19 protein-coding genes and 2 pseudogenes are annotated in these 18163 nt (G+C 35.1%); 8 read left to right on the top strand and 13 right to left on the bottom strand.

The window, feature by feature from the left end:
* The first annotated feature begins 102 nt into the window (after positions 1 to 102).
* Positions 103 to 693 carry a hypothetical protein gene (locus PSA_RS03295; RefSeq protein ID WP_042150298.1) on the top strand — a complete coding sequence of 197 codons (591 nt, stop codon included), beginning with the start codon at positions 103 to 105 and terminating at the stop codon, positions 691 to 693.
* A gap of 6 nt (positions 694 to 699) precedes the next feature.
* Here PSA_RS03295 and PSA_RS03290 read toward each other — a convergent pair whose 3' ends face one another.
* From PSA_RS03290 to PSA_RS03280, 3 genes are all read right to left on the bottom strand, one after another.
* Positions 700 to 1035 carry a hypothetical protein gene (locus PSA_RS03290; RefSeq protein ID WP_042150301.1) on the bottom strand — a complete coding sequence of 112 codons (336 nt, stop codon included), beginning with the start codon at positions 1033 to 1035 and terminating at the stop codon, positions 700 to 702.
* Positions 1036 to 1163: 128 nt separating this feature from the next.
* Positions 1164 to 1892, bottom strand: a complete 729-nt coding sequence (locus PSA_RS03285; RefSeq protein ID WP_042150304.1) for an MBL fold metallo-hydrolase — start codon at positions 1890 to 1892, stop codon at positions 1164 to 1166.
* A gap of 34 nt (positions 1893 to 1926) precedes the next feature.
* Complete coding sequence (locus tag PSA_RS03280; RefSeq protein WP_042150307.1) at positions 1927 to 2556, bottom strand: hypothetical protein; 630 nt, start codon at positions 2554 to 2556, stop codon at positions 1927 to 1929.
* A gap of 173 nt (positions 2557 to 2729) precedes the next feature.
* Between PSA_RS03280 and PSA_RS03275 the strand changes: the two genes are divergently transcribed.
* Positions 2730 to 3767: a sensor domain-containing diguanylate cyclase gene (locus tag PSA_RS03275; protein WP_052380180.1), complete on the top strand. Its 1038-nt coding sequence runs from the start codon at positions 2730 to 2732 to the stop codon at positions 3765 to 3767.
* On the opposite strand, the pseudogene PSA_RS03270 reads toward PSA_RS03275, so the two are convergent.
* Positions 3762 to 3974, bottom strand: a pseudogene (locus PSA_RS03270) (endonuclease); the annotation flags it as partial. The gene PSA_RS03275 and the pseudogene PSA_RS03270 sit on opposite strands and share 6 nt — an antisense overlap.
* A 265-nt stretch (positions 3975 to 4239) precedes the next feature.
* Between PSA_RS03270 and PSA_RS03265 the strand changes: the two are divergent.
* Complete coding sequence (locus PSA_RS03265) at positions 4240 to 4617, top strand: hypothetical protein (protein ID WP_042150313.1); 378 nt, start codon at positions 4240 to 4242, stop codon at positions 4615 to 4617.
* 33 nt (positions 4618 to 4650) lie between these two features.
* Here PSA_RS03265 and PSA_RS03260 read toward each other — a convergent pair whose 3' ends face one another.
* Positions 4651 to 6249, bottom strand: coding sequence for an endonuclease (locus PSA_RS03260; protein ID WP_042150455.1), 1599 nt, complete (start codon positions 6247 to 6249; stop codon positions 4651 to 4653).
* Positions 6250 to 6542: 293 nt separating this feature from the next.
* Here PSA_RS03260 and glpK point away from each other — a divergent pair, with 293 nt between their 5' ends.
* Positions 6543 to 8018 (top strand): glycerol kinase GlpK, encoded by a 1476-nt coding sequence (glpK, locus tag PSA_RS03255; protein ID WP_042150316.1) that lies wholly within the window; start codon positions 6543 to 6545, stop codon positions 8016 to 8018.
* 56 nt (positions 8019 to 8074) lie between these two features.
* Here glpK and PSA_RS27025 read toward each other — a convergent pair.
* From PSA_RS27025 to PSA_RS25725, 5 genes and pseudogenes are all read right to left on the bottom strand, one after another.
* A pseudogene (locus PSA_RS27025) lies at positions 8075 to 8209 on the bottom strand (ATP-binding protein); the annotation flags it as partial.
* 69 nt (positions 8210 to 8278) lie between these two features.
* Positions 8279 to 8854: a hypothetical protein gene (locus PSA_RS03250; RefSeq protein WP_059364729.1), complete on the bottom strand. Its 576-nt coding sequence runs from the start codon at positions 8852 to 8854 to the stop codon at positions 8279 to 8281.
* Positions 8845 to 9279, bottom strand: coding sequence for a hypothetical protein (locus PSA_RS03245; RefSeq protein ID WP_042150322.1), 435 nt, complete (start codon positions 9277 to 9279; stop codon positions 8845 to 8847). The genes PSA_RS03250 and PSA_RS03245 overlap by 10 nt, the downstream gene beginning before the upstream one ends.
* 249 nt (positions 9280 to 9528) lie before the next feature.
* The gene (locus PSA_RS25730; protein WP_193216550.1) at positions 9529 to 9672 is read right to left on the bottom strand and encodes a hypothetical protein; all 144 of its coding nucleotides are present in this window, start codon (positions 9670 to 9672) and stop codon (positions 9529 to 9531) included.
* A 358-nt stretch (positions 9673 to 10030) separates the two neighbouring features.
* A complete protein-coding gene (locus PSA_RS25725) occupies positions 10031 to 10333 on the bottom strand; it encodes a hypothetical protein (RefSeq protein ID WP_052380181.1) in 303 nt (100 codons plus the stop codon).
* A gap of 374 nt (positions 10334 to 10707) precedes the next feature.
* Here PSA_RS25725 and PSA_RS03235 point away from each other — a divergent pair, with 374 nt between their 5' ends.
* The 4 genes from PSA_RS03235 to PSA_RS03220 all read left to right on the top strand — a co-directional run bounded on the left by PSA_RS03235 (position 10708) and on the right by PSA_RS03220 (position 15743).
* Positions 10708 to 12510: an assimilatory sulfite reductase (NADPH) flavoprotein subunit gene (locus PSA_RS03235; RefSeq protein ID WP_042150325.1), complete on the top strand. Its 1803-nt coding sequence runs from the start codon at positions 10708 to 10710 to the stop codon at positions 12508 to 12510.
* A 78-nt stretch (positions 12511 to 12588) separates the two neighbouring features.
* Entirely contained in the window at positions 12589 to 14286 is a 1698-nt protein-coding gene (cysI, locus tag PSA_RS03230; protein ID WP_042150328.1) for an assimilatory sulfite reductase (NADPH) hemoprotein subunit, read from the top strand.
* A 58-nt stretch (positions 14287 to 14344) separates the two neighbouring features.
* Positions 14345 to 15085 carry a phosphoadenylyl-sulfate reductase gene (locus PSA_RS03225; protein WP_042150332.1) on the top strand — a complete coding sequence of 247 codons (741 nt, stop codon included), beginning with the start codon at positions 14345 to 14347 and terminating at the stop codon, positions 15083 to 15085.
* Between the two features lie 211 nt (positions 15086 to 15296).
* Positions 15297 to 15743, top strand: coding sequence for a DUF6491 family protein (locus PSA_RS03220; protein WP_042150336.1), 447 nt, complete (start codon positions 15297 to 15299; stop codon positions 15741 to 15743).
* Between the two features lie 29 nt (positions 15744 to 15772).
* Here the strand turns inward: PSA_RS03220 and PSA_RS03215 are convergent, their stop codons facing one another.
* From PSA_RS03215 to PSA_RS03205, 3 genes are all read right to left on the bottom strand, one after another.
* Positions 15773 to 16006: a hypothetical protein gene (locus PSA_RS03215; protein ID WP_042150338.1), complete on the bottom strand. Its 234-nt coding sequence runs from the start codon at positions 16004 to 16006 to the stop codon at positions 15773 to 15775.
* A gap of 152 nt (positions 16007 to 16158) precedes the next feature.
* Positions 16159 to 17235, bottom strand: a complete 1077-nt coding sequence (locus PSA_RS03210; RefSeq protein WP_042150340.1) for a hypothetical protein — start codon at positions 17233 to 17235, stop codon at positions 16159 to 16161.
* Between the two features lie 162 nt (positions 17236 to 17397).
* Positions 17398 to 18063 (bottom strand): hypothetical protein, encoded by a 666-nt coding sequence (locus tag PSA_RS03205; protein WP_042150343.1) that lies wholly within the window; start codon positions 18061 to 18063, stop codon positions 17398 to 17400.
* Positions 18064 to 18163: the final 100 nt, after the last annotated feature.

The raw sequence follows: 18163 nt of genomic DNA, 5'->3' as shown, positions 1-18163 counted from the left end.
TTTATTATTTTTTCTTTATTTAAATTAATAGATAAAACACTTTTCGCCAATTATTTTTATCTATAAGCTAGCCTACATTGATCGTTAATTTATGAGCCAAAAATGAAAAAAATCATCTTTACATCTTTATTACTAAGTTCAACTTCTGCTTTATCAAGCCCTGCACCATTAGTATCTATTGATACACATGATCAGTTTTTTAACGCAATATCAAAACATTGTGGTAAGGCATTTTTAGGAAAAGTAACTGCTGGCGGCAGTAGTGACGATAGCTTCAGTAATAATGATTTAATCATGCATGTACGCCGCTGTAATGACACCGAACTACAAGTTCCTTTTCACGTTGGTAAAGATGCATCTCGTACTTGGATAATAACTAAAACAGGTTCGGGCCTATCTTTAAAACATGATCATCGTCATGAAGATGGTTCAAATGATACTTCAACTATGTACGGTGGCCATACTGTAGATGGCGGTTGGGCACAGGCTCAGTCATTTCCAGCTGACCAATACTCTAAAGAGTTATTTATAAAATCAGGTATTCCACAATCTACAGCGAATACATGGCATATGTATATCTACCCAGAGAAATTTACTTATCGCTTAACACGAGAAGGAAGAGACTTTAGAGTAGATTTCGATTTATCAAAAGCAATCACACCACCAGCTGCACCTTGGGGCTACAAAGACTAATCCTTTTTATTTATTATCGCTCTGTTCACATGAAACTATTACTTTTAGATTCTGTTGCAGAGCGCGAGGAGTCGTAGGCATCGAATCAAATTTCTGCACTCCTGATAAAACTTTCAATGTATAACTTTTACGATGGCATAATCTAGCACTATGGCGCAATAGAAAAGTACTTTGCTGATTAAAATGATGATAAGAGTCTGAGCGAATTTCTAATTGATATTTATTTTCAGATAATTTCACTTGCTCATAATTTACACCATGATCAAAATCATGTAATACATCCGCTTGAACTAATGTTCCAATAGATAACATAGATAATAAACTCACTTTTATTATTCTCATGTCATATAATCCTAAAAATGATCCTAAAACATAGCATCCTTTATTTACCGTTTTAATTCAACAAATAAAAAAGACCTATAAAATAGGCCTTGATAATTAAAAGTAATGAAATTTAACAATCTATAAAATTAAGCACAACCTACATCTAGCTTTTCAAACCAAGCTAAAAACTCCTGCACTGCGTCATCTTTAAATATTCGGCCATGCTGTGGCGCCATAATTTTTATATCGAGCTCTTTAACCCTTGCTATCCAATTCATTTTAGCCCGATTTGAAGGCATCCAACGGCGGTGAAAGTATTCTATATGCGCAACATGATCGCCAAAATCGTCAACAAACATGGGCACATCACCTTTTTCAAGCGAAGCGCCTAAGTCACCACTCATCAATATTTTAGCCTCAGGGTCATAAACATTAAAATTACCCGATGAATGCAAATAATGCGCGGGGATCAATCTAAAGTTATTACTGCCTAATTTTATTTCTCCCCCCTCATCTTTCACCGCCATAAATTCAATATTTTCCATGCCAAAATGACGAATAAACCCTTCCCATAACCCAGGAGCATATAGCTTGGCTTTAGGAATTGTTTTATCCCATAAACCTAAAGAGGAAATAATGTCGGGGTCTTGATGCGAGGCAAATAAAGTTGTTAGTTTACTTAGCTCTGTATAACCTAATATCCCGGTCAACATAGAAGAAAAAAGCTCTATACCGCCAGGATCCAGCAACATAGACTCAGTATCTGTACAAATTAAATATTGATTGGTATCTATTATTTTTTCTGGCTTTGATTCATCTCTACCAAACACAACCCACTTATGATGCTTTCCTTCATAAATTACACTTGATTTCATTTTTTATTCCATTATTAATCTAAGTTAATGTTCGTTATCCCCTCACTTTTATACGTTTTAATTGAGATAAGGTGCTCAAATTAATCGAAATGGCTGATTTTATTCTTAGTGCAGCCGAAGCGATATAATCAGATACTGACTCTAAGCTATCGCAATATTCACCTGCTTGAGAAGCCTCCACCCTAGAGGTAACCGCGATATACTCAGCGGCCCGCATTTGCTGTCTTATTTCTTCAAACTGCAACGTTAGCGCCTGCATTTCACTATTAAAGCGCGTTAAACTCTCCCTAAAAATTTGCGTTGATTCATTTTTAATTCTTTTAATTTCAACATGGTTTTTATCATTTAATGAGTAAGCACGATTAATATGGTGCTCAAATTGAGAAGCTCTTAATTGCTCTAAAGCAAGTTTAAATAACAAGTTTGAATGCTGATTGATTTCTTGGGTTGTTTGTATGGTTTTAGTCGAAAACTCATCAATAAAATTTGTGATGGATTTAAAACCTAAAGCCGCCTCTCCCGCTCGAATGGCAACTACACGTGCATTTTTTGCAGCTAAAGATAAATTTTTGGCTTCGACAAGAATGATATCTAACTGCGAAACCACGGTTGCCACAATAATGAAACATCCTATTTCTTGATTGTTTTCAACATGCACAGTCATATTTAGCTTTTTATTTAGAATATAGCTAAAGCATAGAAACAATTTAAGATTTTGCCGAAATTTTTTAAATATTTTTTAGATTGATGGATATTGCGTACTCAAAACTCACCTTTAACTATATTTTTTCGGTTTAAAAGTATACTATTTAATTGTAGGTTAACACTAAGGTTCATATGATAGATTTTCAGCATTTACTCGAAGCCCACAGAAAATTTAATACGCTATTGCGAGATTTAGCTCTGGGAATTGAAATTGATACTTTTATGCTTCAAGTTGTTGAAACAGTTGAAGAGTGCATCCCAAACTCATTTTCTTCCATCTTACATTTAGATCCTAAAACAAATACACTACACAGCGCTGCTAAAAACAATTTGCCCGATTTTTATAATCAAGCAATAAATGGGATTGAAATAGGACCTAACATTGGCAGTTGTGGTGCCGCTGCTTTTTTAAAAGAACCTGTCATAGCCTCGAATATAAATACACACCCTAACTGGCAAAACTATTTAGCGCTCACACAAAAAGCAAATTTACATGCTTGTTGGTCCATTCCTATTTTATGCTCCAAAAAGAAAGTCTTAGGCACATTTGCTATCTATCATCAAACGCCTACTACCCCATTACCCGAAGAACGTGAAATTTTAGATATTGCTGCTTTAGTGGTTTCTGTTGCCATTGAAAAGCAAGAATTAGAGGCTAAGGTCACTTATGCTGCAACCCATGATGAGTTAACAGGTTTATATAATAGAAACTACCTAAATCATGCAGGGGAAGCACTGCTTTCCATTAGCAAAAGAAAGCAACAACCGCTCGCTCTATTATTTTTAGACTTAAATAAATTTAAACGTGTAAATGATAACTTAGGCCATAAACAAGGTGATATTTTATTGAAGCAAGTGGCAGAGGAAATTCAAAGTTCAATTCGACCTTCAGATATTGCAGTACGATTTGGTGGTGATGAATTCATTATTTTGATATTGATAGAAAATTTAGAAGAATCAGAACTTATTGCAAAGCGCATTCAAAAAACAATGAAAAATAAAATAAATAAAGCAATTTTAGAGCTAGGTTTTGGCGTCAGTATAGGCATTGCGTCCAACGCTGAAAACTATCAATTCACGCTATCTAAGCTCATTAATATGGCCGATAAAGCCATGTATGATTCAAAGAAACATCAATCACAGTTTAGTCAATATACTACATCACTATAAAAAGTTTTTTGGTTTTGCTTGACCAGCCCAAACATTAAATAGCTTTTGTTGTTTACTTGATATTTTTAGCCCATAAGTCTTCTGCATATAAAAATAAGTATCAGCAATGTGTTTTTTTGCACTTTTTGGTGGTTGAATGACTCTTTGTTTAAAGTCAATTTTAACATCACAAGCACCATGTCTTGTTGCTCTTTGGTTAACTTTGCCTTTTTTGGTGAATTCTTTTGAGGAAGTACTAAATGGAGCAATAAAGACACAGAGTAAAAGTAATAACAAAAAGGGTTTTATCAAAATATTAACTTAATCAAAATTATATAATTACAACAAACCAATAATATCATCTTTAAAACATAACTAAAAATAAGAGATTAACTAGAGCCATAACGATAACTAAGGTAAAGTAAGGCTTTAAATACCTAAGCCCCTTGGTATAACCACCTCTGTAAATCGCTAAAGCACAGGAAAAAGAAAAATGTCTGAAATTCAATTCTTAAACGTTGATTTAGAACTCGAATCAAAAAATGATATCAGCGTATTAGTTGGCGAATTAGCTAAAAAAGCAATTGTATTAAATTATGATAAAGATGATTACCGACAGTCTGCACGTATAGAAGCTGATACTGACATTAAAACACCAGATCAAGCTATCAACCACTTATGTGAGCAACTAGAGTCATGCTCAAGAAACGCACTTAAACAATGGTTAACATGTTCAAAACGTACTTTTGATATTGGATTTAACTCTGGTACAAAACCAAAGTGTTTTAACCAAGCAATCAAATCGGATACTTTGTTAAGAATCTCAGCAATTGATGCAGGTTTGGAAATTACGATTTACCCTGTAGAGTAAACCTCTGCTAGGCAGAGGCTTTTGTTAATAGGGTTAATTGCTCCAAATTTGATCTACATATTCAGGGTGATCTATGAATGGATTTCTGTTTCCTTGGTGGGTAAATCCGGCTTCATTTCTATCTATTTCTTTTTGGCTTACAGGATCATTTTTGTGCCATCGAAGTAACATAGTAATCACCCACGGCTTAAATACCTGATCACTTGAGCCATCTAATATAGCTGCACCATAAACACTATTATTAGTCCAAGTAGAAATCACATCTTCATACCTAACAGCCATATATAAATGTGCTCTTGCTAAATCCCCTTTAAATTCATCAATAGGTTCAAATACAGTGCCTGAATATCCTAGTGTCGTGGTTGCTATGCCTAATTTACTATTGTTTGTTGAAGTAAAACTAGCAGTCGCTACTTCACCATATGGATAACCACTTCTTTTTGAATTCACAAAACCATCGGTTGCAAAAATATGATGCACATCAGAATTCATAGGTTCTATTTTTCCACCAAACCAACTCTTAGGAAACGAATGTTCTCGGTTATAACAGCCACCTTCAGCTGAATAGTTTCCACATTGATTTGTTACTTTTGTATAAACATAACTCTCAGAGCCTGATGGATTCTCAGAGTATATATCTAATATAAAGCCATCTTTTTCATAATAATTATCTAATGAATGTGATTCATAAAACGTCCATAAAGCAGAGTAACCTTTCACAGTATGTGCTTTAATTATATTATGTAAGGCTGCCTTCAAAACATAACCTGATTTACCTATCGCGGATTCATAGTAAGCACTAGGCTCACCACCTGAACCACCTCCACTATCATTTCCTATAACAAAAGTTTTAGTTTCACTATTGGTAAAAGTGCCACCTGAAATAAGCGACTTACCTGAGATTGATATATCATATGAACCATTACCATATGTACAACAAATACCGTCGCCATATGTATCATTAATGGTAAAACTATATTCTCCATCAACTAAGCATAAGTTTTCTTTATAACTCGTATTATTTGATAAGTTACTGCCATGGACAATTTCAACTGAATTACTATCTTTGATGCTCCAGTTTGTTTCATAACCATAGTTGTCAGTTGTTAAGCTAAACTGAACTTCAGTACTCGCACATGCATTTGGATCTGGTGTTTCATTAACTGAAGGTTGAAAGTCATCAATATACACTATCTCTGAACCATCAAAACCAGCAGTATCATAAAAACGTAGACCTACAGCAATATTTTTACTTGTACTAGCCGTATAATTAAAATCAATCTTCTGCCATTGATTGATTAAATTCTCATTCGAATACCCTTGATAACCATCAACATAAAGTCTCGCTTTTACGTTACCTTCAGTATGATAAACCCAAGTTGAAAACGCATAAGTTTGCCCCGATATAACAGCAACCAATTGCTGTAAATCGGTTGAGCTTTGCGAGTTAGTATTTACAGTAATAGCTGCAGAGCTCTCACCTAGCTTAACGATATCTTTATTTTCATTTACAGCTATGCCTGTATCTATCGTAGTCCATCCTGATGGAGCGCTATTTGACCAAGTTTCAAAACCACCGTTTTCCACTTCGGCATAAGCACCAGTATTAGCTACTAAAAGTAGGCTTAGCATTAATTTATTTTTATATTTCACTACAACTCCAATTATTTGATAATACGCAATTAGCTATTTATCGGACTATTATTAGACCCAAATGTTAATTTTATATTACAAAAACGATAACAGCAAAAATTAGAGTTATTACTCATGGTATTTTGTAAAGATTCAGGTACAAAAAATAACATTGTAACCAAAGAAAAAATATACGAATAAATTAACCATCTGATTTATATGTTTTTTCACGACAATAAAGGCAAAGACGACTAATCTATATAAAATAAATAACCAAACAATTAATTTTTATCATGATACTTGCAATCGATCAGGGCACTACTGGCACCACCATAGTTATTTATGATCAAAGTGGAGAGTTAAAAGGCAAAGCCTATAACGAGTTTACTCAAATTTATCCCAAAGCATCTTGGGTCGAACACGATGCTTATGAAATTTGGCTATCTACCTTATTAGGTATCAAACAAGCCTTAGAAAGTGCCAACTTAACCCATCAAGATATCAAATCAATTGGCATAACCAATCAAAGAGAAACTAGTGTTTTGTGGGATAAAATAACAGGCAAGCCTGTACACAACGCCATTGTATGGCAGTGCAGACGCTCTGCTGATATCTGTGAAAAAATAAAACAGGATGGTAAGTCAGTCTGGATCCAAGAAAAAACAGGATTAGTAATTGATGCTTATTTTTCCGCAACCAAAATAAAATGGATATTCAATCAGCACCCCGAAATAAAAGCCCTAGCAGAGCAAGGTAACTTAGCTTTTGGTACCATAGATTCATGGTTAATATGGCAACTCACAGGCGGTGAAAACCACGTCACCGATCATACAAATGCTTCCCGCACTATGTTATATAACATCAATTCAAAAGAGTGGGATCATGAACTATTAAGCTATTTTGATTTACCAAAATCTATCCTGCCTAACATTCAAAACTCAGCGAGTTATTTTGGCAAAACCGACCAACAACTGTTTAATGGTAACGAAATTCCTATTACTGGTGTTGCAGGCGATCAACAAGCTGCACTATTTGGTCAAGGTTGTATCAAGTCTGGTCAAGTTAAAAATACTTACGGTACTGGTTGCTTCATGTTAATGCATACTGGCAACATTAAGAATTTAAGTAAAAATGGATTATTAACAACAATTGCTTGTGATGAAAAGGGGCGGCCTTCTTATGCGCTTGAAGGCTCAGTATTTATCGCAGGTGCTGCTGTGCAATGGCTTAGAGATCAACTTCAATTGATCACCAAAGCCTCTGAGACAGAAACAATTGCACAAAGTATTAAAGATACACAAGGCGTATATTTTGTGCCTGCATTAACAGGATTAGGCGCGCCACACTGGGATATGGCAGCCAAAGGTGCAATAGTTGGTCTAACAAGGGGCGCGGGTAAAAGTGAAATTATTAGAGCAACCTTAGAATCTATCGCATACCAAACTGTTGATGTATTAAAACTAATGCAGTCCGAATCTAATACAAAAATTACATCTATGCACGTTGATGGTGGCGCCTGTGAAAATAATTTTTTAATGCAGTTTCAAGCAGATTTATTAGATATCGAACTTGTTCGTCCTGTGAATATTGAATCAACGGCATTAGGTGCGATTTTACTTGCAGGGTTAGGTGCTAATATCTGGCAAATAGATACATTGCCAAATAACATTTGTAAAATTGATAAAGCATTTTCACCTAAAATAGAAAAAGACCATAGAGATGCATTAATTGAAGGTTGGAACAAAGCAGTTAAACAAGTAATAAGTTGATTGTAACTATGAAACTTCCTCTTGTATTTTTGGGGAAGCCATAAAGGCTCACTTTGGCATGTGATCCTCCCCTGAAGTGAGTTAGTAGCTATATTACTGATAATATGCAAACCTAAACCGCTGCCACCTGCATTTCGGTTTGTGGTATAAAAAGGATTAAATATTTTACTAATATGATCCGGCGAAATCACCTTGCATCATCAGAAAAATTGAGCTCTATCCGCTCATGCATCTTTGAAAAATAGATTAAAATGCAACCTTCATTTTATCTTTATAGGCATGTAATAAAACACAAATAGTAATGCGATAGCTAACAAAATATTACGCACAATACCTGAAAGTAATATCACCATAGACCGCGATGTAAAAGCCAGAGCGCCATAATAGTCATCAACAACCACTATGAGGTGTGCATTATTATCTATACTATTTTGCGTATTTAAATTAATACTGAATTTTTGATTATCATCAAACAATTCTTCGGCTACACACCAAGGGTTTTCAATTTCAGTTTTCCTTGAGTTTTGCGCTAATACTTCACCAAAATCATCTGTAATAATCACTTCTATTATCGGTTTATAAGCAAATAAGCCATTAATCACCCTATTTGCTAGCGCTTCGTCATATTCATACACGGCTTGGGTTGCCGATGATTCTGTAACCTGCAAAATTTGCTCAACTGTTTGTGCAAGTAAATCACCTTGCTTTATATAGTCAGAATAGATTTGAAAACTACTTATCACTATGCCGAATACAAAGGCTATCAACACCCCCACTTTAGCTAAAGTAAATGAAATAAAGTTTCTTAAGGTAACACCAACTTTTTTCAACGACATGCATCAATACTCAGAGAGTAATGCAGAATAAAAACATAATCGTTTCTCAAATACTCAATATTCATCCACACTTTTTTATGAATCTCAGAGTTTGTCGCAGGAGTTTCAAAAAATGCTAAAAAGAATGAGAGTGACGCAATGGGGTGAGGATGTACTATAAACTTATCTTTGAACTTTTCATTTTCATCTTGGCGTACAGCCATAATAAAAAAGGTAATTAAACTTTCTGTATTATCACGAATTAATTTATAAAAAGAGCTTTCATCTTGTTGTGATATTTCTACCGGAATATTAGCCGTTTGAATTTTTTTGATAATATTAAGATATGCTTTAGGAATACGTATAGGTTGAGCAATGGTGTTTAATTTTCCTGAAAAATCATAAAGGCTATTTTTGGGTGTCACTAGGTTTAAATCAACCTGCATTAAACGCCAACGAGATGTTTCCTGTATTGCAACTTCAGGGTAATGTAATTAATAAACAGAGTAAAAATTTAATCTTAATCATCATTCATTACGCCATTGTTTTAATAAGGTTTCATAATCAATCGTCTTTGGCTCAGGTCTTACTCTGTGAGGCTTAGGAGAGCCTGGCTGTGATAACCAAGTAACATATTGAAAAATACGCTGTGCAATATTGCCCTGAGCAGCTTTGGGTTCAGCATCAACCCAGCGCTAATTTAACGCCTCTGGTGGTGCGTACTTTTTTAACCAATCAATATACTTAGGAAGTGCATATACCGCCGCAGGACTATTTAATGCGCCACCTCGAGAAACTGTTGATCCTACCGGAATACGATTTTCAACTCTGATCCCCATTCATCCACAGGGGAACCATTTGGTAGAAAGACATCACCAACTCCCGCAATAGAAAGCCAGGCATCGGTAAAGCGTCAACCTAAAGAGGGGTATTTTTTACCATAATCTAAATGCCCATATACTTTGACACCATCAATTGTCATCCCAGTAAAAAACTGAGCGATATCCTCATAAGCAGCCCAATTAAGAGGTACGCCTAAGTCATAACCAAACTGCTTTTTAAATTTTGCTTTAATGTCTTTACGGGAAAATCAGTCATATCGAAACCAATATAAATTAGCAAATTGTTGATCAGGCAATTGTAATTGGTTGCCATCATAATCTTGACCAAACTCTAAATTTACAAAATCGGCTAAATCTAAATCAGGATTCGTATATTTATCACCATCATTTTTCTTACGATTTGACCTTCGCCTATAATTTTATGCTCAACTTTAATACCGGTGATTTCTTCAAAGGCACGGCTTAATACCTCATTTTCCCAATGATGTGTTTTTATCTCTTTGGCTACACTCCTAATGTGCAACCCTTGGTATTGCTTCGCTGTTTGGGCAAACCACCTTAACTCTTTTATTTTCTGCTTTTTATCTATCGCTGAGGGGCTAAAAAATATGGCCCAGCGTTCAATTGCAGCTTCATTAATTGGATTATTTTGCGCCATGCAGTCAGGCAATAAAATATGATTAACATCATGTATTTATTCATCGAAAAGCCAATTTTGTAAAAAAGTACATTTAAGTATAGAAGAAATCTTATTTTTGGCAGTCTGAGAAGATCAAAAATAATAAGGGTATTTTCAATCTATTTTCTAAATAAATGCGTTTTTAATTCCAAAAAAGAATAACAAAGTATTTTCTATTCTTTTTTGTTCTGTTGATTGATCGTTATGCTTCACTCTCAGATTAGCCCTTTTTGTAGATAAAAAATATCAACAGGGGCAAAAAATATAACTTTGATGAAAACTGACAACTCAGTTATACAATTAAAAGTATATGGCAACTTTTTACAGCATTTTTAAAATATTGAGGAATACTCATGTTGTTAGGTCAATTATCTAGCGCAGCTAGCCCGCTCTCAGCAGAGCAAGTGCAAAAATTACAAGGCCTAGTGGCAGAGCTAAACCCAATTCAACAAGCTTGGGTAAGTGGTTATTTAGCTGCTAATGCCAATACAGCCGTTTTAGGTGATGTTGCTCCAGCAGCCCAAGCAGGCGAAGCTGCAAGTTTAACTATTTTATATGGCTCACAAACAGGTAACGCGAAAAATGTTGCTGGCCAACTTAAAACACAAGCAGAATCTCGTGGTTTAACTGTTAAGTTAGTTAATATGGCTGATTACAAACCTAACAATTTGAAAAAAGAAAAGTTTATCTCTGTTGTTGTATCAACATACGGAGAAGGCGAACCACCTGAAGATGCTGAAAACTTACATGAGTTTTTATACTCTAAAAAAGCACCTAAATTAGAGGGTGTTAAAGTTGCAGTATTAGGCCTAGGTGACTCTAGCTATGAATTTTTCTGTAAAACAGCGCAAGATTTCGATCAACGCTTTACTGATTTAGGCGCTGAGACTGTTTTTGCTCGTGCCGATTTAGATGTTGATTACGAAGATGAAGCAAATATATGGTTAACAGGTGCATTAGATGCCTTTGAACCTGATTTAAAAGCACAATCAGCTGGTTCTGCGCAAGTTATTCCTATGCCTGGTGCCGCTACAGTAACAAGTCAATATAACAAGCAAAATCCATTTGCAGCTGAGTTATCAGTAGTGCAAAAAATCACAGGTCGTGATTCAACAAAAGATGTACGCCATATTGAAATTTCGCTAGAAGGTTCAGACCTTACTTATACTGCGGGTGATTCATTAGGTGTTTATTTCTTAAATGATGAAGCTTTAGTAGACGAAGCGCTTTCTTTATTAACTATCGATGCTTCGACTGAAATTACTTTAGGCGATAAAACAATAAGTGTTCGCCAAGCATTAATCGAAAACCTTGAATTAACACAATCTTACCCTGCATTTGTCGAAAAATTTGCTGCTGCAACTAATAATGCTGAGTTAGCTAAAATTACAGAAGATAAAGCGACTTTACGTGAATTTATTGAACCTCGCCAAATCTTCGACATTATTCGTCAATACCCTGCAAAACTTGATGCACAAGCATTAGTTGATTGTTTGCGTAAATTACAAGCGCGCCTTTATTCAATTGCCTCTTCACAATCTGAAGTGGAAGAAGAAGTACATTTAACAATTGGCTTAGTAGAATTTGAAGCTTTTGGTAGCGAGCATTTAGGTGGTTGTTCTGGTTACTTGGCTAAACGTGCTGAAGAAGGCGCATCAGTTAAAGTATTTGTAGAGCATAACGATAACTTCCGCTTACCTGCAGATACAAATACACCAGTATTAATGGTAGGTCCAGGTACTGGTATTGCACCTTTTAGAGCGTTTTTACAAGAACGTGAAGCAAGCGAATCACAAGGTGATAACTGGTTATTCTTTGGTAATCCGCATTTTACACAAGACTTTTTATACCAAGTAGAGCTTCAAGGTTACTTAAAGTCTGGCGTGTTATCTAAGTTAGACGTTGCCTTTAGCCGTGACCAAGCTGAAAAAGTATATGTACAAGATAAACTACGTAAAAGTGGCGCAGAAGTTTATGCCTGGTTAGAAAAAGGCGCACATTTTTATGTATGTGGCGATGCTAATCGCATGGCAAAAGATGTTCATCAAGCGCTATTAGACATAGTTCAGGAGTTTGGTGGTAAATCTGAAGAAGATGCACAAGCATACTTAAAAGAATTACGTAATCAAAATAGATATCAGAAAGACGTGTACTAAATACAAAAGTATTAACAACACGTGAGCTTATAAACCGTCACTTTATAAGAAGTTAAAAAGAATTTAGGAAAAAGCAAAATGAGCGAGCAAGATAAAACCGTAAAGCTTTCTGATAACGAACGCCTTAAAAGAGAAAGTAATTTTTTACGTGGAACAATAGAAGCTGATTTACAAGACGAAATCACAGGTGGCTTTACAGCTGATAATTTCCAATTAATCCGTTTCCATGGCATGTATCAGCAAGATGACCGTGATATCCGTGGTGAACGTGCAAAACAAAAACTAGAGCCGCTACATAACGTTATGTTACGTGCTCGTATGCCTGGCGGCATCATTACACCAGATCAATGGTTAGCAATTGATAAATTTGCCGATGATAAAACAAGTTATGGCAGCATTCGTTTAACAACACGTCAAACTTTTCAGTTTCACGGTGTTTTAAAGCCAAACATTAAAGGCATGCACCAAATGTTAGATAGTGTTGGTATAGACTCTATTGCAACTGCTGGCGATGTTAACCGTAACGTCTTATGTACTACTAACCCAGTTGAATCAGAGTTACACCAAGAAGCTTATGAATGGGCAACAAAAATCTCAGAGCATTTATTACCACGCACTCGTGCCTATGCTGAAATCTGGTTAGATGGTGAAAAGTCAGAAACAACTGAAGAGCCAATTTTAGGCTCTAACTATTTACCTCGTAAGTTCAAAACAACGGTTGTGATCCCACCGAATAATGACGTGGATTTACATGCAAACGATTTAAACTTTGTAGCTATTAGCGAAAACGGTAAATTAGTTGGTTTTAATGTATTAGTGGGTGGTGGTTTAGCTATGACTCATGGTGATACTGCAACTTACCCTCGTAAAGCAGACGACTTTGGTTTTATTCCTGTAGAACATACACTTGCGATTGCTGAACATGTTGTAACAGTTCAACGTGATTGGGGTAACCGCTCAAATCGTAAAAATGCAAAAACTAAATACACTTTAGACCGCGTTGGCGTAAATGCTTTTAGAGAAGAAGTTGAAAAACGTGCAGGCGTTAAATTTGAAGCAAGCCGTCCATACGAATTTACAACTCGTGGTGACAACATCGGTTGGGTTGAAGGTATAGATGGTAAACACCATTTAGCGCTATTTATTCAAAGTGGTCGTATTTTAGATTACCCAGGTAAAACATTAAAAACAGGTTGTCGTGAAATTGCGAAAATTCACCAAGGTGATTTCCGCATGACAGCAAACCAAAACTTAATTATTGCTGGTGTACCAACAGAGCAAAAAGAAGCAATTGAAAAGCTAGCACGTAAACATGGCTTAATTGACGATAGCCATTCAAATCAGCAGAAAAACTCAATGGCATGTGTTGCACTACCAACATGTCCATTAGCGATGGCTGAATCTGAGCGTTACTTACCTAGCTTAGTTGAAAAAGTTGAAGGTTTACTTACTAAGCATGGCATTGCTGATGACAACATCATTTTACGTGTTATTGGCTGTCCAAATGGTTGTGGTCGCGCAATGTTGGCTGAAGTTGGTTTAGTTGGTAAAGGACCAGGCAAATATAACATGCATTTAGGTGGTAATCGCATCGGTACTCGCGTACCTAAGCTTTACAAAGAGAATGTCAGTGAAGATGTTTTCTTACCTGAGCTAGACACATTAATTGGTCGCTGGGCGACAGAGCGCAATGAAGATGAGTGTTTTGGTGACTTTGTGATCCGTGTCGGCATAGTGCAAGAAGTTAAAGTCAGTAAAACAGACTTTCACAGTTAAAAATCAAGATTAAAATGATATTAAGCTGGGCAACCAGCTTAAAATATCAGGTGGAATTATGAGCGAATTTAAAAACATTTTAGCTATGGATAAAGACCAGCAAGCACAATTATTAGCACAAGCTAATAATCAACTTGCTGAACTATCTGCCGAGCAGCGTGTTGCTTGGGCAATTAAAAACTTACCAAATACGCAGTTTTTGTCATCAAGCTTTGGCATTCAAGCGGCTGTAATGTTGCACTTAATGACATCACACAAAACAGATATTCCTGTGGTTTTAACGGATACTGGTTATTTATTTCCTGAAACCTATCAGTTTATTGATCATTTAACTGAACGTTTAGACTTAAACTTAAAAGTATATCGCTCTGAGCACAGCCCTGCATGGCAAGAAGCTAAATATGGCAAACTGTGGGAGCAAGATGTCGCAGGTATTAAACAATATAACCATATGAACAAAGTTGAGCCTATGAATCGTGCTTTAGAAGATTTACAGGCTAGTACTTGGTTTAGTGGTCTAAGACGCGATCAGTCTTCAACACGTGCCAATAAAAATATTGTTGAAATTAGCCGTGACACCGTGAAATTTCACCCTATCATAGACTGGAATAATCGTGATGTTTATCAGTATTTAACAAAACATGATTTACCATATCACCCTTTATGGGAGCAAGGTTATGTTTCTATGGGTGATGTACATACAACACGTAAACTAGAACCAGGTATGACTGAAGAAGAGACAAGGTTTTTTGGTTTAAACCGTGAATGTGGTCTTCATACAGATGGTGATGGAATCTAGATTTAAAAATTCATTGTTTCATGATTCAAACGCAGCTTCGGCTGCGTTTTTTATTTTATGCATTTAAATTAATAACCTACAAACAAAACTCTACTTTAGGTACTTGAAATATGTTAGCTTATAGATGGAAATTCATACAAATTCAGTTTGAGTTCAGCTTAAAGTGATTACTATCAATGCATTCAATGCGTTAACTATTTAGGGCCGAAAAATGAAAGCAATTTTATCTGTAACATTAGTAAGTGCTGTTTTATTAATGGGCTGCCAAACTAGCCCAGATACTGAGAAAAAAGAGACTAAACCAGACCTTAGAATCGGTGAAGAAGTGAATCAAATCTGCTTTGCTCGCTCAATTAATGGCTGGGAAACGGTAGATAAACGAAATGATGCCATTATATTAAACAAAAATGTAAAAGATAAATATATTTTAAGCCTAGCTGGAATTTGTGATCCACAATGGGCGATGAGTAGAATAGGCACTGTTTCTAGAGGTAACTCTAGTTGCTTATCTCGTGGTGACAAAATTATTACTGATAATAATATGAGCCAAAATGCCAGTTGTACCATAATGAAAATAAATGCATGGCACCCAGAAAAGCTTGTTGAAGAGCCAGTTGAAAAACCAACAGAAGCGGTTATGAAAACTGAAGAAAATTAAAACCGTTCAAATAGATAAAGATAAAACACTTAAGTTTTATCTTTTTCGCTTTCATTTTTCATAAATATTAGGGTTAAATAAATCTTACTAGGTAAAGATAAAATCAAACCTAAAGCAATACAGCCTGCACTGATTACGATACCTGTTACACCATGGCTTTCATCAAAATTAAGATAAGAAATCAAATAATGCCCAAGTAAAATTAGACTAATTCCTATCAACATTATCACTTTTAGTAATCTATGTTTATTTTTTACATTCATAAGCGACTCTAATCTAAACTTATAAACTTAAGTTAAATCATCTTTATATTGTAATTATTGATTTGTGTCATGGCTTGATTCAATTATTAATTTTCAGGCAAAAAAAAGCGCTTTTAAGCGCTTATAAATTCTATTTATTGATCTACACTCAGTTAATTTTTCACATCAACCTTTCCATTAATATCATGCATTTTTAAGCTACCAGAACCTGATTCTGAAATCACAAGGCCACCAGTATTATTCACATCTATATTTCCTGAAGCATCTTCAATCGTTACCACACCAACAACTTGAGTTACGCTTAAATTACCTGAACCATCATTAATGTTTACATCACCTTGAATATCTTTAACTGATAATTCACCAGAGTCATCTGTGACAATCAAAGAACGCGCTAAATGAGAAATATTTAAATCTCCAGAGCCATCATCAACTGTTACATCACCCTTAATAGATTGAATCGTTAAATTACCGGAATCATCTTTTACTTCGAGCGAGCTAGATAAGTTAGTGATAGTTAAATTGCCAGACCCATCTTCAACATCAACATGACCTTTAATTTCTGTAATATCTAAGTTTCCGGAATCATCTTTCACTTTTAGAGACCCTGATAAATTAGCGATGCTTAAATTTCCAGAACCATCTTCTACAACAAGCTTATTTCCACCATCAATTGAAAGATTACCAGAATCATCTTCAATCACCATATCACCCGTGACTTGTGTTATTTCAATATTACCGGAGCCATCATCTATCACTAGATTATTACCACCAGTAATAATGATGTTGCCAGAATTATCATCAACTTTAATATCAGCTTTACTCCCTTTTATTTCAATATCACCTGAACCATCCTCTAAATCGAGGGCTAAATTAGCTGGTACTTGAATGGTTAAATTTATGCGTGGAGAATTACCAGAATAAAAACCCATTTTTGCATTATGCTTGGCAATGAGCTTTGCATGAACACCTTGTTTTTCTAAGGTTAGGGTATAAGGTTTATCATGATTATAAGTTCTAATGTCAGCTTTCACTGTGATCTCTTTTAAGCCTTCCACACCTATAATTTTTACATTACCTGAAGATGTTTCGGATACAAATTTGCTTACACCCTGCGTACTCATTGCTAGCGCTTTGTGTTCTTGAATATTTGCTGAGTCTGGAGATATATGAATAACACAACCTGATAACCATAAAGCGGTACATATTGGAGTGAGTAATTTAAGCATCTAAATTCCTTGATAGTTTAGTTGTTATATAAGTTATATTTTCAAGGAATTATTGCAAACATCAAGCCAAATCACATCTTGTTGTAATTATTGAACTTTTAATTTTCATAATTTTATAACTGGTAATATAGACCAAAATTTAGTGAATATTTACGCATGAAATTACATTTTTGCTATCGATAAATAGCTATTTAATTGTTTGTTATCTAAATTTTTAGGCGTAATTTGATCTATGATATTTAACGCACTCGTTACTGTTTTAAAGCTTTGCTGATCTGCAGATGTTAATTCTTTAAACTCTTCTGAAGACAAAAATTTATCAAACTCTGAAATTGTTTGATCTAAAATGCGACTAAAACCCACGTCTTCTTTTGCTTTATTTACATTACCTAATATATGTTCAGCATTATCTAAACTAGCATTTAAGTTTTCACTTAAACCTTTACCTTGAGCAGAATTTGAGAAATTATTTAAGAATGAAGACAGTTTTTGACTCGGTTGATGCGCATTTTCATTATTACCTTTCAAATTACCATTAAGTTTTGCATGTTGCTCTGGCGAGATTAAACCGTATTCACCTAATCTTTGAGACAATTGACCAATATCTAACTGGGTTAAATCTTTGCCAGAAAAAAACTCACTTGTAATAGCTGCTAATTTTTGTGATCTTGATGATAATGCCACATCAGCAGAACTATGGGCTGTTGCAGCTTCTTTATCTATTTTATTAACCGCTGTTTTTGATGACAGAACGGCGCTCTGGTCTTTAACTTGATTATTGGCAATATCATTTGTTTGGTTATAGCTGTTATTTGGATTTATTAACATGATAAAATTTTGACATAAAAGTGAGGTAGCTTATTCAATGCAATAAACGCACCCATTTAAAAACAAAAAACCGAAACTTTTAGTTCCGGCTTTTATATAT

It is taken from the genome of Pseudoalteromonas sp. '520P1 No. 423', assembly GCF_001269985.1.
Taxonomy (GTDB): domain Bacteria; phylum Pseudomonadota; class Gammaproteobacteria; order Enterobacterales; family Alteromonadaceae; genus Pseudoalteromonas.
This window is presented reverse-complemented; position numbering and strand designations above follow the sequence as displayed.